The 13,259-nt window shown below is 62.9% G+C and carries 14 protein-coding genes; 7 read left to right on the forward strand and 7 right to left on the reverse strand.

Annotated elements, in window-relative coordinates; all coding sequences use genetic code 11:
- Window positions 1–12: 12 nt before the first annotated feature.
- The 4 genes from holA to ACGYLD_RS07685 all read right to left on the reverse strand — a co-directional run bounded on the left by holA (window position 13) and on the right by ACGYLD_RS07685 (window position 4,618).
- Entirely contained in the window at window positions 13–1,011 is a 999-nt protein-coding gene (gene holA / locus ACGYLD_RS07670) for a DNA polymerase III subunit delta (protein ID WP_271692887.1), read from the reverse strand.
- Window positions 1,008–1,508, reverse strand: a complete 501-nt coding sequence (gene lptE / locus ACGYLD_RS07675) for an LPS assembly lipoprotein LptE (RefSeq protein WP_271692888.1) — start codon at window positions 1,506–1,508, stop codon at window positions 1,008–1,010. The genes holA and lptE overlap by 4 nt, the downstream gene beginning before the upstream one ends.
- Entirely contained in the window at window positions 1,495–4,041 is a 2,547-nt protein-coding gene (gene leuS / locus ACGYLD_RS07680) for a leucine--tRNA ligase (protein ID WP_271692889.1), read from the reverse strand. Before leuS ends, lptE begins: the two co-directional genes overlap by 14 nt.
- 82 nt (window positions 4,042–4,123) lie before the next feature.
- A complete protein-coding gene (locus tag ACGYLD_RS07685; protein WP_067261722.1) occupies window positions 4,124–4,618 on the reverse strand; it encodes a DUF3576 domain-containing protein in 495 nt (164 codons plus the stop codon).
- Window positions 4,619–4,898: 280 nt separating this feature from the next.
- Between ACGYLD_RS07685 and ACGYLD_RS07690 the strand changes: the two genes are divergently transcribed.
- A complete protein-coding gene (locus tag ACGYLD_RS07690; protein ID WP_271688838.1) occupies window positions 4,899–5,861 on the forward strand; it encodes a porin in 963 nt (320 codons plus the stop codon).
- 102 nt (window positions 5,862–5,963) lie between these two features.
- Window positions 5,964–6,617 carry a YggS family pyridoxal phosphate-dependent enzyme gene (locus ACGYLD_RS07695; RefSeq protein ID WP_271688839.1) on the forward strand — a complete coding sequence of 218 codons (654 nt, stop codon included), beginning with the start codon at window positions 5,964–5,966 and terminating at the stop codon, window positions 6,615–6,617.
- Here ACGYLD_RS07695 and ACGYLD_RS07700 read toward each other — a convergent pair.
- Entirely contained in the window at window positions 6,607–7,101 is a 495-nt protein-coding gene (locus ACGYLD_RS07700; RefSeq protein WP_271688840.1) for a L,D-transpeptidase, read from the reverse strand. The two genes, ACGYLD_RS07695 and ACGYLD_RS07700, sit on opposite strands and share 11 nt — an antisense overlap.
- The gene (gene ribA, locus ACGYLD_RS07705) at window positions 7,098–8,189 is read right to left on the reverse strand and encodes a GTP cyclohydrolase II (RefSeq protein ID WP_394401958.1); all 1,092 of its coding nucleotides are present in this window, start codon (window positions 8,187–8,189) and stop codon (window positions 7,098–7,100) included. The genes ACGYLD_RS07700 and ribA overlap by 4 nt, the downstream gene beginning before the upstream one ends.
- A 162-nt stretch (window positions 8,190–8,351) precedes the next feature.
- Between ribA and ACGYLD_RS07710 the strand changes: the two genes are divergently transcribed.
- The 5 genes from ACGYLD_RS07710 (at window position 8,352) to ACGYLD_RS07730 (ending at window position 11,953) form a co-directional block, all read left to right on the forward strand.
- A complete protein-coding gene (locus ACGYLD_RS07710; RefSeq protein WP_067261731.1) occupies window positions 8,352–9,038 on the forward strand; it encodes a response regulator transcription factor in 687 nt (228 codons plus the stop codon).
- Between the two features lie 300 nt (window positions 9,039–9,338).
- The gene (locus ACGYLD_RS07715; RefSeq protein ID WP_394401961.1) at window positions 9,339–10,127 is read left to right on the forward strand and encodes an exodeoxyribonuclease III; all 789 of its coding nucleotides are present in this window, start codon (window positions 9,339–9,341) and stop codon (window positions 10,125–10,127) included.
- Between the two features lie 54 nt (window positions 10,128–10,181).
- A complete protein-coding gene (gene trxA, locus ACGYLD_RS07720; RefSeq protein ID WP_394401964.1) occupies window positions 10,182–11,102 on the forward strand; it encodes a thioredoxin in 921 nt (306 codons plus the stop codon).
- Window positions 11,103–11,129: 27 nt separating this feature from the next.
- Complete coding sequence (locus tag ACGYLD_RS07725; protein ID WP_067261736.1) at window positions 11,130–11,774, forward strand: LON peptidase substrate-binding domain-containing protein; 645 nt, start codon at window positions 11,130–11,132, stop codon at window positions 11,772–11,774.
- A complete protein-coding gene (locus tag ACGYLD_RS07730) occupies window positions 11,771–11,953 on the forward strand; it encodes a Trm112 family protein (protein WP_271692896.1) in 183 nt (60 codons plus the stop codon). The genes ACGYLD_RS07725 and ACGYLD_RS07730 overlap by 4 nt, the downstream gene beginning before the upstream one ends.
- 15 nt (window positions 11,954–11,968) lie before the next feature.
- Here the strand turns inward: ACGYLD_RS07730 and ACGYLD_RS07735 are convergent, their stop codons facing one another.
- Window positions 11,969–13,195, reverse strand: a complete 1,227-nt coding sequence (locus ACGYLD_RS07735; RefSeq protein ID WP_394401967.1) for an FAD-dependent oxidoreductase — start codon at window positions 13,193–13,195, stop codon at window positions 11,969–11,971.
- Window positions 13,196–13,259 lie beyond the last annotated feature (64 nt).

The raw sequence follows: 13,259 nt of genomic DNA on the forward strand, positions 1-13,259 counted from the left end.
CCTCTCCCAAAATCAACGTTGTGCGCCCAGCATCGCCAGACGGATAAAGGCCCGTTCGACCAACGCTAACGCCGGGGCGTGCTGGCCTGCGGAGCGCAGCTTTAGGTCGGTCTCGGTCAGCACCGCCAGCGCGGTTTCCAACTTCACTGCGCCCCAGTTGCGGGCTTGGCGCATGGCGCGGTCGCGGTCGCGCACGCCGTAGATCGGCGCGCCGGGGTTGGCGGCGATGCGGTAGAGGGTGCGGAAATGCCGGGTCGCCATGATGGTCAGGGTCACCGGATTCACGCCTTGGCCTTGCAGCTTGCTCATCACCGGGCCGATCTCGGCGGCGCGGGTCTCGGCCACCACATGCAGGATGTCGTCCACCTCGGCCTCGGTCGAGGTGGGGGCGCAGGCGGCGATGTCATCAAGGCCGATGGGAGTGCTGTCGCCCAGTTTATAAAGCGTGATCTTCTCCAGCGTTTGCCGGAAATCGCCGGGGTCGAGGGTGCGGGCCAGATCGGTCAGGGCGGCCATGGCGTCGGCCTCAGGCGTGAGCTTCGCGTCCTTCAGCATCTGCTCGATCTCGGCCCGGTCGGGCGGGTTGTCGTAAATCGCGGTGGCAAAGGCGTTGGGGTGGGTCTCGAACGCCTTCAGCACTTTGGAGGTCTTCTTGAGATCGCCCCCGGTGACCACGATCTGCGCATCGCCCGGCTGCCATTCCTTGAGCGCGTCGAGCAGGATTTTCGCGATATTGTCATTCGCCTCTTCCACCAACGCGGCACGCGGACCGGGGAAGAAGCCCACCGCCTTGATCGCATCCAGCAGCATCGCCGGGTCGCGGCGCAATTCGCCCGCGGGCATCCGGCTGAGGCGCATTTCCTCTTCGGCATTGGGGCCGAGCAGGTTTTTCAGGAATTCCTGCCGCTTCAGCGCCACGCGCATCGCGTCGCTGCCATAGATCAACAGCCCCGTGCGCGCGGGATCGGGCCGCGCGAAATAGGGTTTCGCCTCGCGCGGGGTCAGTTTCATTGGGGCAGGTCGGCCGCATAGAGGCGGCTAATCACGAGGTCCGCGAGGATGGTCATCAGACGTTCCTGCGCGTCCAGTTCCGCCGCGCGGGTCGCCACGGTGGTGCCGGTGGCGGAATAGCCGGTGAAGCTTTCGACCTTGCCCGAGGTCACGATCTGCCCGCTGTCGAGGTCACGCAGCGCATAGGCGGTTGTGCCCACGAGGTTGTAGCGCCGTGTGTTGCCTTCGCTGTCGATGGCCAGCCCGTCTTCGACCGTGGTGGTGGTCAGGGCGAGCCCCCAGCGGGGGGTGGCGGCGCGGCCAAGGCGGCTTTCCACCTCGCGCACCAGAAAATAGCCAAAGCGGTCTTCCGGCGCGTCCACCAGCACGCGGTTTTGCAATGCCGTGCCCGCGCCGCCGGGTCCATAGACCGGCTCGAACCCGCAGGCGGCAAGCGCCAGTAGGGGCAGGGCCAGCAGGAAGCAGCGGCGCATATGGGTGGTCTTAGGCAACGACATTCACAATCCGTCCGGGCACGACGATGACCTTTTTCGGCGTGGCCCCGTCCAGCGTTCGAATGACAGCTTCATGCGCCAGCGCGGTTTTTTCAACCTCTTCCTTCGGCATATCGGCGGGCACCTGAATTTCGGCTCGGCGTTTGCCGTTGATCTGGATGGGCAGGGTCACGGTGTCGTCGACCAGCATCTTCTCATCCGCTTTGGGCCATGGGGCCTTGGCGATCAGCCCTTCGCCGCCCTGATGCGCCCAAATGTCTTCCGACAGGTGCGGGGTCATCGGCGACATGAGCTGCGCCAGCGTCATGATCGCTTCGCGTTGCGCGGCGTAGCCCGCCTTGGACTTCTGCAAGGTCGCGGTGAAGGCATAGAGCTTGGCAATCGCGGCGTTAAAGCCAAAGGATTCGATGCCCATGGTCACGTCATGGATCGTCTTATGCATGGCGCGCAGCAACTCGTCGTCGCCCGAGCCCGCCGACTCGCGGTCCATCTCGGCCACGCGGTCACAGATGTTCCACACGCGCGAGAGATGTTTATAGGCGGCTTCCGCGCCAGAGGCGGTCCATTCCACGTCCCGCTCGGGGGGCGAATCGCTCAGCACGAACCAACGCGCAGTATCGGCACCGTAGTTCGAAATGATGTGCAGCGGGTCGACGACGTTCTTCTTGGACTTCGACATCTTGGCGGAGGGGATGATCTCAACCTCGGTGCCATCTACCAATTTGCCCTCGGTCACCTCTTCGGGGAGGTGATAGACCGGGCGGCCATTATCGTCGCGGGTCTGGTAGATCTCGTGGGTCACCATGCCTTGGGTGAAGAGCGCGTCAAACGGCTCCACCGCGCTTTCGGGCAGGTGGCCGGTGATCTGCATCGCACGGGCAAAGAAACGCGAGTAGAGCAGATGCAGAATCGCATGCTCGATGCCGCCGATATATTGATCGACGTTCATCCAGTATTGCGCGTCTTCCATGACGGTCGGCGTCTCGGCACGCGGCGCGGTGAAACGGGCGAAATACCACGAGCTGTCGACGAAAGTGTCCATCGTGTCGGTCTCGCGCAGGGCGTCCTTGCCGCAGGCGGGACAGGCGCAGTTGCGCCATGTCGGGTGGCGGTCGAGCGGGTTGCCCGGCGTGTCGAAGCTGACGTCGTAAGGAAGCTCGATCGGCAGGTTTTCTTTCTTTTCGGGCACCACGCCGCAGTCGTTGCAATGCACCACAGGAATCGGGCAGCCCCAGTAGCGCTGGCGCGAGAGGCCCCAGTCGCGCAGGCGGTATTTGGTGACGCCGTGGCCGATTCCGTTTTCCTCGCAAAAGGCGATGGCGGCGTCGACACCCTCTTCGCCGGTTTGCCACTGGTCGCCCGCGAAGCCCCGGTTGTAGAACACCTTTTCGGTCTTCGGCGGGACGAAAGCGGCGTCCAGCTCGGGCGCGGCATCCTCGGACGGCAGGAAGGTCGAGATGATCGGCAGGTCGTATTTCGTGGCGAACTCGAAGTCGCGCGGGTCATGGCCCGGGCAACCGAAGATCGCGCCGGTGCCATAGTCCATCAGGATGAAGTTGGCGATATAGACGGGCAGTTCATGGGCCGTGTCGAAGGGGTGGCGGACGCGGATGCCAGTGTCCATCCCGAGCTTCTCGGCGGTCTCGATCGCTTCCTCGGTGGTGCCGCCCTTGCGGCATTCGGCGCAGAATGCGGCCACCGCTTCGTCGTCGCGCTCCAGCGTCTTGGCGAGCGGATGGTCGGGCGAGATGCCGACGAAGGAAGCGCCAAGCAGCGTGTCGGGGCGGGTGGTATAGACCTCGATCCGGTCAAAGCCCTCGGGCGCTTCGATGGTCGAGAAGGCAAATTGCAACCCGCGCGACTTGCCGATCCAGTTGGCCTGCATCAGCTTTACCTTGGCAGGCCAGTTGTCGAGGCTGTCGAGTGCCGAGAGCAACTCTTCGGAGTGGTCGGAGATCTTGAAGAACCACTGCGTCAGCTCGCGCCGCTCCACCGGCGCGCCGGAGCGCCAGCCGCAGCCGTTCTCGACCTGCTCGTTGGCAAGCACGGTCATGTCGACCGGGTCCCAGTTCACCACGGCGTTCTTGCGGTAGACCAGACCCTTCTCGAGGAAGTCCAAAAACAGCGCCTGCTGCTGGCCGTAGTAGCCGGGATGGCAGGTGGCGATCTCGCGGCTCCAGTCGATGCTGAGGCCCAAGGGCTTCATCTGCTTCTTCATCTCGGCGATGTTGTCATAGGTCCAATCCGCCGGGTGGCCGCCGATGGCCATGGCGGCGTTCTCGGCGGGCATGCCGAAGGCGTCCCAGCCCATCGGGTGCAGCACGTTATGCCCGGTCGCGATCTTGTAGCGCGCGATCACGTCGCCCATCGTGTAGTTGCGCACATGGCCCATGTGGATGCGCCCCGAGGGGTAGGGGAACATCTCAAGCACATAGTATTTCGGCTTGTCAGCGTTGCGAACGGCCTGAAAAATGCCGTCCTTTTCCCAGGCTTGCTGCCAGCGGGCTTCGATCTCGGCGGGGGTATAGCGGGGCATGAGGGGACCTTCGTGACATGAAAAACGCCGGGCTGCTGTTTTCACAAGGCCCGGCGTTGGAACGGTGTTGAGTTAAGCGGGCTCAGAATTTGCTGTCGGACACGCGCATCTCCCGCGCTCGGCTGAGGATCGCATCCTCGACCGCGCGGGTGGTGGCCCGTGCCACGGGCTGGCCGCCCGAAGATTGCAGCGCCACATTGAGCGAGCGTGCATCAAGCGCCGGATCGTCGATCAGAACGGTCGCGCGATAGGCGCGGCCACCGCCCGGCGGGGTGCCATAGCCTGTGACGATCACCCCGGTGAAAGGATCGACCGATTGCACAGGCAGGAAGTTCAGCACTTCGAGCGAGGCCGACCAGAGGTATTTGTTCACCGAAACACTGGTGTCTGTGTTCTTGCGGTTAAAGATCGACCAGATCGTATTGTCGGGGTTGGTCTCAATGTTATTGGGGTTGTTCGGATTGGTGTATTGATCCGGCCGATCTGTGGCCGGGCTGCCAAAGCTCCCGCCACAGGCGGTCAGCGCGCTGAGCGCCAGAACGGAGATTGCCATCTTGCAAGCGGTACGAAGGGCCATTGCAGCTTTCCTTTGCCTGTTTGCGCTCCGGTCTATCCAAGCAGGCCCTTATCGGCAAGGTCTATGTCATAGGAGCGCGCTGCGCGGCATCGGGCGCCGCCATAGGCAAAGCCGCGGCCCTGGGGTGAAGGAACTGTGGCATAGCTGCACCAACCCCGGCGACATTGCGGGTGGGGAGGCCGTGAACCTTGCCAAGTGCAGGGGATTGGGGGCAAACAGCCTGCATACCCTTACCGGATTCCCCGGTCTGGGCATATGAATTCAAACCGAGGGAAAACTCATGAAAAAAGTTCTCTTCGCTACAACAGCCCTGGTTGCGACCGCCGGTGTAGCAGCAGCAGACGTGACATTCGGCGGCTACGGCCGTTTCGGTATCATGTACAACGACAACGACTCCACTGGTGGCGACAGCGACACAGACGTTACTTCGCGTCTGCGCCTGCAGATCGACGCGACAGCTGAGTCCGACGCTGGCGTTGTCTTCGGTGCGCGTATGCGCATCCAGCAGAACAACTCTGACGACAACGTGAACGTCGCCAAAGGCCCTGATGGTGTTTACGGTACAGCTGACGACGTGACCACAAGCGGTGGTCCTGCCGGTACAGGCATCAACGGTGTGCGTTTCTTCGCTCGCACCGGTGGCTTCGAAGTTGGCGTTGGTAACATCTTCGGCGCTCTGGAATCCATGCCGGGTCAGTACCCCGTCGACATGGGTCTGACCGGTCTGGGCTATGACTACACTGCGTTTGATGACCGTGGCGACCAGTATTCCTCTGGCGGTAACGGTGCAGCTGGCTCCAACGGCGTTGAAGTCCTTTACTCCGCTGGTGATCTGGCAGTGCACGTGTCGGCTTCCGACATCAACGACCGCGTTGCTGGTTACGTTGCTTACACATGGAGCGGCTGGACCTTCGCAGTTGGTGGCCAAGACTCCGACGCGGCAAGCGACACCGAGTGGACAGCGACAGCTGGCGGTTCCTTCGGCATCGCAGACGTAACTCTCGCCTATGCTGATAACGGCACCGGTGGTGACCGCGTTGTTCTGGCTGGCCGCTTCGACGTAGGCGCTGCAACAGACATCGAAGTCTATGTTGCTGACAACGACGGCGGCACAGAAGACGACACCGGCTACGGCATCGACTTCAACCACGACTTGGGCGGCGGCACCTCGCTGCGCGGCGGTGTGGTTAAGCAGTTCGACGGCGACACCGTTGCCGACATGGGTGTTCGCTTCAACTTCTAAGTTGAACGACATACTCTGAATATTGGGGCAGGCCTTTCGGTCTGCCCCTTTTCTTTTACTCAAGGCTGTTGTTTTCTGCGCGCCTGACATGGAGGGCCGAAAATGAGTCTGAGCGACATCCAAAACCGCATCTCGAAAGCCGAGGCCGAAGCTAGCCGCGCGGCAGGATCGGTCAAGCTGATCGCCGTCAGTAAGGTTCAGCCCGATGCGCGTGTGCGTGCGGTCTTGGAAGAGGGGCACCGCTCTTTCGGAGAGAACCGCGTGCAAGAGGCGGCGGCCAAATGGCCCGGTTTTCGCGAGGATTTTGACGGGATCGACCTGCACATCATCGGCCCATTGCAAAGCAACAAGGTCCGGCAGGCGGTGGAACTGGCCGAGGCGATCCACACGGTCGACCGCCCCAAACTGGCCAAGACCATCGCGCGGCTGGCGCAGGAGATTGGCCGCTGTCCCGACCTCTTTATTCAGGTGAATACGGGCGAGGAAGAGCAGAAGGCGGGCGTGATGCCCCGCGACGCGGATGCGTTCATCGCCGAGTGTCGCGCGCTTGACCTGCCGATCAAGGGGCTGATGTGCATTCCGCCGGTGGATGAGGCGCCGTCCCTGCATTTCGCCTTGCTGGCCAAGATCGCTGCGCGCAACGATCTGAGCGGCCTGTCGATGGGCATGAGCGGTGATTTTGAGCAGGCCATCGCACTTGGGGCGACCCATGTGCGCGTCGGCTCCGCCATCTTCGGCGAAAGGGTTAGCGGATAATCAGCCGCGTCGCCGGGCCCACGCACGCGGCGATTTCATGTAGGTCGTTCCGTGCAAAGGCGATGCACCCTTCGGTCGGATAGCCGGGCCGCCGCCACTGATGGATAAAGATCGCGGAGCCGCGCCCTGCCGCGGCGTCGGGCCAGTTCCAATCGGTCAGGATCACCAGATCATAAAGCGGATCGGCGCGGCGCAGGGCCTCATGACTATGGGGGTAGGGGGCGCGGACGCGATGGTTGTAGTCGGGCTGGCCGCTGGCATCTGACCACAGATCGCCCGGACCGATCGGCTGGGCCCAAGCGCTTGGCGCCGGGATGCGGTCGGGCCGGTAGAGCATCCCCACCAGACGATGCGCCCCGCGTGGCGTGGCGCCATCGCCCTCGCGTTTGTCATCGGTCAGCCCACCCTTGCCGATGCTACAGGCATAGCGCCGCCCCTGAAACCGCAGCCCCGTGGGCGTTAGAACCATGTCATTCGGGGTCATAGCAGATGCCCCGATTTCGCGGCTTTGGTGGCCAGATAGGCGCTGTTGTGGCGGTTCTCGCCCACGGCCAGCGGGACACGCTCGCTCACGGCGATGCCGCTTTGCTCCATCATGCCCACCTTGCGCGGGTTGTTGGTCAGCAGGCGCACGGCGGAGAACCCCATCGAGCGTAGGATGTCGGCGCCGAGGCGGAAGTCGCGTTCGTCATCCTCGAACCCCAGCCGGTGATTGGCTTCGACCGTGTCAAAGCCCTGATCCTGCAAGGAATAGGCGCGCATCTTATTGGCAAGACCGATGCCGCGGCCCTCTTGGTTGAGGTACAAAAGCACGCCATGCCCTTCGCCGCCCATCTGCGCCAGCGCGGCGCGTAGTTGTGGGCCGCAGTCGCATTTCAGGCTGCCCATCAGGTCACCGGTGAAACAGGCCGAATGCAGGCGGCAAAGCACCGGCGTGTCGCGGACAGGGCGGCCGATTTCGATGGCGTAATGCTCCTCGCCGCCATCCTCGGGGCGGAAGATATGCAGGCGCCCGGCCTCGGAAACCTCCATCGGCAGGCGCGCGTTCACCACCGGATGCAGCGCGCTGCGCTCGGCAAGGATCGGGGCGGCGGCGGTGAGGTCGATCAAGGTCAAACCATGCGTCCGCGCGAAATCGGCCCCCTGCGGCAGATCAAGCACCAGTGCGGCGGGCAGCATCCGCGCGGCTTTCACCAAATCAATCGCGGCGCGATGGGCCGCCGTATCGCCACCCCGCGCGGTCTGAAGTGGCCCTTTCATCGGCGCGCGCAGGTCATCCGCCGGATCGGCGATGCTTTGCACCCAAGCAGGTGTCGCCCCCTCAGGCAGCAGCACGCGGGCAAGCTGGCCATCATAGGCCCGCGCCTTGAGCGTTTCGGCCCGCCGCGCCGTGATCGCCAGCACCGGCGCACCGCCCAAGGCCAGCACATCGGCAAGGCGTTGCGCGGTCAGCGTCTCCGCTGCCAGCACGAGGGCGGCCTGCGCCCCATCCGCCAGAACCACGGGCACGCCCATGCGCAGATCGGCCCGCGCACGCGCCAGTTGTTCGGTGATGTCCGGGGCGAAACTCATGGTTTGTTGCAACTCCGCAAAGGCTTCCCCGTCTATCTAGGTTATATTGCAAGGAATTGAAACATTTCACGCTTTGTTGACACGAGGCTGTGAGACAGTGGTCACATCCCTTGTCCGGGCCCCGCCCAAGGCGCATGTATGAGGCAACAGACGGAGAGACAGATGGCCCAGCTTAAGAAAATCCTGCTTGTCGATGACGATGATGACCTGCGCGAAGCGCTGAGCGAGCAGTTGATCATGACCGAGGATTTCGACGTCTTCGAAGCGGCCAATGGCACCGAGGCGATGACCAAGGCGAAAGAGGCGCTTTACGATCTCATCATCCTTGACGTGGGCCTGCCCGATACCGATGGCCGCGAGTTGTGTCGCCTGATGCGCAAACAGGGGGTGAAAAGCCCGATCCTGATGCTGACGGGCCATGACACCGATGCCGACACGATCCTCGGCCTTGATGCCGGGGCGAATGACTATGTCACCAAACCGTTCAAATTTCCCGTCCTTCTGGCCCGCATCCGCGCGCAGCTGCGCCAGCATGAACAGTCCGAAGATGCGGTGTTCCAGCTCGGGCCCTATACGTTCAAACCCGCGATGAAGGTGCTTACCACGGAGGACGACCGCAAGGTGCGTCTGACCGAGAAAGAGACCAATATCCTCAAGTTCCTCTACCGCTCCAATGACGGTGTGGTGCCGCGCGATGTGCTGCTGCATGAGGTTTGGGGCTATAACGCAGGCGTCACGACCCATACGCTTGAAACCCATATCTACCGCCTGCGGCAGAAGATCGAGCCTGACCCCTCGAACGCCCGTTTGCTGGTGACGGAATCCGGTGGCTATCGCCTGATGGCATAAAAACCGGGAACCAAATCCGACCCCCGTGGTTGGAATACCTGAGAGGCGGGGTTTTCATGACCCGCACCTCGGTTTGAAGCCCGACTTTTGTACCCGGGTAAAGGTACATACCTCCCTGTTGGACTGGCCGGGCCTTTGTGCCCGGTCTTTTTTTGAGGGGTGGGGGGGGGAGATCGTCACCCCGGACCGAAATCAAGCCGTGGACGATGGCCCTCACCGCAAGGAAGCCCCATTTCCGCATGGCACCCCCGCGCCGCCCGCGTTACTGTGCCGAACCACCCCCAGACCGGAGCCTCCCCCATGTCCTTTACCCTCGCCACTTGGAACATCAACTCCGTCCGCCTGCGCGAGCCTTTGGTGCTGAAACTGCTGGCCGAACACGGTCCGGATGTTCTGTGCCTGCAGGAATGCAAAAGCCCCGTGGATAAAATCCCGGTCGAGGCCTTCAAGGCGGCGGGCTACACCCATATGGTCGCTCGGGGGCAGAAGGGCTATAACGGCGTGGCGATCCTGTCGAAGCTGCCGCTGGTGGATGCGGGCGATCAGGATTTCGCCATGCTGGGCCACGCCCGCCATGTGGCGGCCAAGCTGGAGAACGGCGCGACGATCCACAACTTCTACGTCCCCGCAGGCGGCGACAAACCCGACCGCGAGATCAATGAGAAGTTTGGCCAAAAGCTCGATTACCTCTCTGAGATGCGCGACTGGTTCCATGGCGACAAGCCCGAAAAGTCGATCCTTGTGGGGGACCTCAACATCGCCCCGCGTGAGGATGACGTTTGGGATCATAAGAAGCTGCTAAAGATCGTCAGCCACACCCCGGTCGAGGTCGAAGCGCTTGGCGCGATGCAGGATGCGGGCAATTGGGTCGACATCACGCGGCAGGATGTGCCGGAGGGCAAACTCTATAGCTGGTGGTCCTACCGCGCCGCCGATTGGGATGCCGCCGACAAGGGCCGCAGGCTCGATCATATCTGGGCCACATCGGATATCGCGCAGGCCGGGCACTCCAGCCATATCGTCCGCGACGCGCGCGGTTGGGAGAAACCCAGCGACCACGCGCCGGTTTTTGCCAGTTTTGACCTTTGAATCGCGACCCTGCACGTCCATATAAGGCCAAACGCGATTAGCGAGGATAACGATATGACCGACCTGAACCTTTCCACCGCCGCCCCCGCGGATGCCGATCTGATCAAGGACACGACCGAAGCGACCTTCATGGCCGACGTCGTCGACGCCTCGCAAACGGTGCCGGTCATCGTTGATTTTTGGGCGCCATGGTGCGGCCCTTGCAAGACGCTTGGCCCGATGTTGGAGGACGCCGTCCGCGCGGCCAAGGGCGCGGTGAAGATGGTAAAGGTCGATGTCGATCAGGCCCAGAACATCGCCGGTCAGTTGCAGATCCAGTCCATTCCCACGGTCTATGCCTTCTACAAAGGTCAGCCGGTCGACGGTTTCCAAGGCGCGCTGCCGCAGTCCGAGATCAAGGCCTTCGTCGACCGTGTGGTAAAAGCGGGGGGCGGCGAAGCGCCCGGTGACACGCTGGCCGATGCCGTCGCCGCCGCCGAAGAGATGCTGTCCGAAGGGGCCGCCACCGACGCGGTGCAGACCTTTGCCGCGATTCTCGAAGAAGACCCGATGAACGCGCCTGCCTATGGCGGCATGGTTCGGTCTCACATCGCCATGGGCGCATTGGATCAGGCCGAAGCCCTGCTGAACGGCGCGCCGATCGAAATCTCCAAAGCCCCCGAACTCGAAGCTGCCCATGCCCAGTTGCAACTGGCGCATCAGGCCGCCGATGCCGGCCCCGTGGCCGAGTTGACCGAGAAGGTCGAGGCCAACCCCGACGACCATCAGGCGCGCTTCGATTTGGCCCAAGCGCTCTATGCCCATGACAATGCCGAGGCTGCCGTCGACCACCTGCTGGAGCTTTTCCGCCGCGATCGGGAGTGGAACGAAGGCGCTGCCAAGACGCAACTTTTCACTATTTTCGAAGCACTTAAGCCCAATGATCCGGTGGTGCTGAATGGCCGTCGCAAACTGTCATCAATGATATTTGCCTGAGGCGTCGGTCGCGCTAAGTCCCTTGTCATGATCAAGCCAGCAGAACTGCCCAAGACTATTGCGATCTTTCCGTTGGCAGGGGCGCTGCTGCTGCCCCGCTCACGGCTGCCGCTGCATATCTTCGAGCCGCGCTATCTTCAGATGATCGAAGACGCGCTCAAGACCGACACGCGGTTGATCGGCATGGTCCAGCCCAACGAATTGCCCGGCCGCGACGGCCACGGGCTGCACCAGATCGGCTGCGCAGGCCGCATCACCCAGTTTTCCGAGACCGAGGATGGCCGCTATATGGTGACCCTTGGCGGCGTCTCGCGCTTTCGCGTGGTGGAGGAAATCGAGGGTTTCTCCCCCTATCGCCGCTGCGATGTGAACTGGTCGGGCTTTGACCGCGATCTGGGCGAGGATGAGGTCGACGACAGCTTTGACCGGGCGCGATTTCTTGACCTTCTGGGGCGCTATTTCGACAGCCGCGGCCTTTCCGCCGATTGGGACACGTTGAAAGACGCCGAAGATGAGTTGCTCATCAACTCCCTGTCGATGATGCTGGAATTCGAGGCCGAGGATAAACAGGCGCTGCTGGAAGCGCCTTCGCTGGAGACCCGGCGGGAGACATTGGTGACATTGATCGAATTCGCGATGCGTGGCGGTCAGGAAGAGGGGTTGATGCAATGACGGATGCGACCGTTCAATTCGATCGCCGGATGCTGGAGGCATTGATTTGCCCGCGCACCCAGACGACGCTGACCTATGATGCGGAAAAGCAAGAGCTGGTGTCGAAAGCCGCCGGTCTGGCCTATCCGATTCGCAACGGCATTCCCGTCATGCTGCCGGACGAAGCGCGGAGGCTGTAACGCCCCGCCGCTCCGTTACAGGGGCTTGCCACGCATCAACCGGGGCAGTTCGCCCGTCAGCCCTGCGGCTTCGCGGATAAAGGTTCGGCGCAGGCCGGGCAGGGCGTTGATCGCGGCCATGCCCATATCGCGGGCCAACCGCAAAAGCGCATTATCGTTTGAAAACAGTCGGTTGAAACTGTCGGTCGCCAGCGCGAGGCTGGCATTGTCGAAGCGCCGCCATTCCTGATAGCGCGCGAGGACCGCGTCGTTTCCGGGGTCTTCGCCCCGGCGAACCGCATCGGCAATCACCTCGGCCAAGGCCGCCACATCGCGCAGACCTGCGTTCAACCCCTGACCGGCGATGGGATGCACCCCATGGGCCGCGTCGCCCAAAAGCGCCACGCGCGGGGCGGTCATGGAATGGGCCAGCGACAAGCCCAGCGGATAGCTGTAGCGCGGGCCGGTCAGCGAAAGCTCCCCCAAAAAACTGCCAAAGCGCGGGCGCAGCACCTCAAGGTATTGCGCATCCGGCAGGGCGTTGATCGCGGTGGCATTGGCGCTGGCTTCGCTCCAAACGATGAGGGAGCGATTGCCGGTCAGCGGCAGGATCGCCAGCGGGCCGGGGGGCATGAAGAATTGATGCGCGATGCCGTGGTGCGGCTTTTCATGATCCACCACGCAGACCAGCGCCGTCTGGCCATAGGACCATGCGACACGCTTGATGCCCGCGCGTTCCGCCGTGCCGCTGCCGCGGCCATCGGCCCCTACGGCCAAGCGCGCGCGCAGGCTCTTGCCGCCCTCAAGCGTCAGGGTGATGCCGGTCGGCGTTACTGTCTGACCCGTGACGCGGGTGTCGTTCATCATGGTGATCGCCGGATCGGCGGCAGCCGCTTTCAGCAGCGCGCGGCGCAGGTGGCGGTCTTCGACCATCTGACCCATCGGGCCTTCTTCGATCTCGGCATGATCGAAATGCATGAACATGGGCGAGGGGCCGGTGCCGGCACGCCCATCGGTGACCTTGATCTCAAGCATCGGTTGGGCGTCATCCGCGATGTCGGGCCAGATGCCGATGCCTTCCATCAACCTGACCGAGGTGAGCGCCAGCGCATAGGCGCGCCCATCGAAGGCGGCGTTCTCAAACGTTTGTGCGGGCTGGGCGTCAATCACGGCCACGCGCAATCCCGCGCGGCTGAGGGCCAAGGCAAGGGAGGGGCCGTTTAGCCCCCCGCCGATGATCGCGATATCGTGGTCAAAATCCATGGCCCTAGATATGACCTGCGCGCGGGGATTGTCCATGCGCCGAACGGTCGCTAGGTTCGCCAAG

Source organism: Sulfitobacter sp. 1A12056, from assembly GCF_043558125.1.
In the GTDB taxonomy this organism is placed as follows: domain Bacteria; phylum Pseudomonadota; class Alphaproteobacteria; order Rhodobacterales; family Rhodobacteraceae; genus Sulfitobacter; species Sulfitobacter faviae.

Excerpts from the sequence above, each read along its gene's own strand:
- ACGYLD_RS07700 (WP_271688840.1), bottom strand. The coding sequence starts at position 7,101 with ATGACCCCGAATGACATGGTTCTAACGCCCACGGGGCTGCGGTTTCAG.
- ACGYLD_RS07725 (WP_067261736.1), top strand. The coding sequence starts at position 11,130 with ATGATCAAGCCAGCAGAACTGCCCAAGACTATTGCGATCTTTCCGTTG.
- ACGYLD_RS07735 (WP_394401967.1), bottom strand. The coding sequence starts at position 13,195 with ATGGATTTTGACCACGATATCGCGATCATCGGCGGGGGGCTAAACGGC.
- leuS (WP_271692889.1), bottom strand. The coding sequence starts at position 4,041 with ATGCCCCGCTATACCCCCGCCGAGATCGAAGCCCGCTGGCAGCAAGCC.
- ACGYLD_RS07690 (WP_271688838.1), top strand. The coding sequence starts at position 4,899 with ATGAAAAAAGTTCTCTTCGCTACAACAGCCCTGGTTGCGACCGCCGGT.
- lptE (WP_271692888.1), bottom strand. The coding sequence starts at position 1,508 with ATGTCGTTGCCTAAGACCACCCATATGCGCCGCTGCTTCCTGCTGGCC.
- ACGYLD_RS07715 (WP_394401961.1), top strand. The coding sequence starts at position 9,339 with ATGTCCTTTACCCTCGCCACTTGGAACATCAACTCCGTCCGCCTGCGC.
- ACGYLD_RS07695 (WP_271688839.1), top strand. The coding sequence starts at position 5,964 with ATGAGTCTGAGCGACATCCAAAACCGCATCTCGAAAGCCGAGGCCGAA.
- holA (WP_271692887.1), bottom strand. The coding sequence starts at position 1,011 with ATGAAACTGACCCCGCGCGAGGCGAAACCCTATTTCGCGCGGCCCGAT.
- ACGYLD_RS07710 (WP_067261731.1), top strand. The coding sequence starts at position 8,352 with ATGGCCCAGCTTAAGAAAATCCTGCTTGTCGATGACGATGATGACCTG.
- ACGYLD_RS07685 (WP_067261722.1), bottom strand. The coding sequence starts at position 4,618 with ATGGCCCTTCGTACCGCTTGCAAGATGGCAATCTCCGTTCTGGCGCTC.
- ribA (WP_394401958.1), bottom strand. The coding sequence starts at position 8,189 with ATGAGTTTCGCCCCGGACATCACCGAACAACTGGCGCGTGCGCGGGCC.
- trxA (WP_394401964.1), top strand. The coding sequence starts at position 10,182 with ATGACCGACCTGAACCTTTCCACCGCCGCCCCCGCGGATGCCGATCTG.
- ACGYLD_RS07730 (WP_271692896.1), top strand. The coding sequence starts at position 11,771 with ATGACGGATGCGACCGTTCAATTCGATCGCCGGATGCTGGAGGCATTG.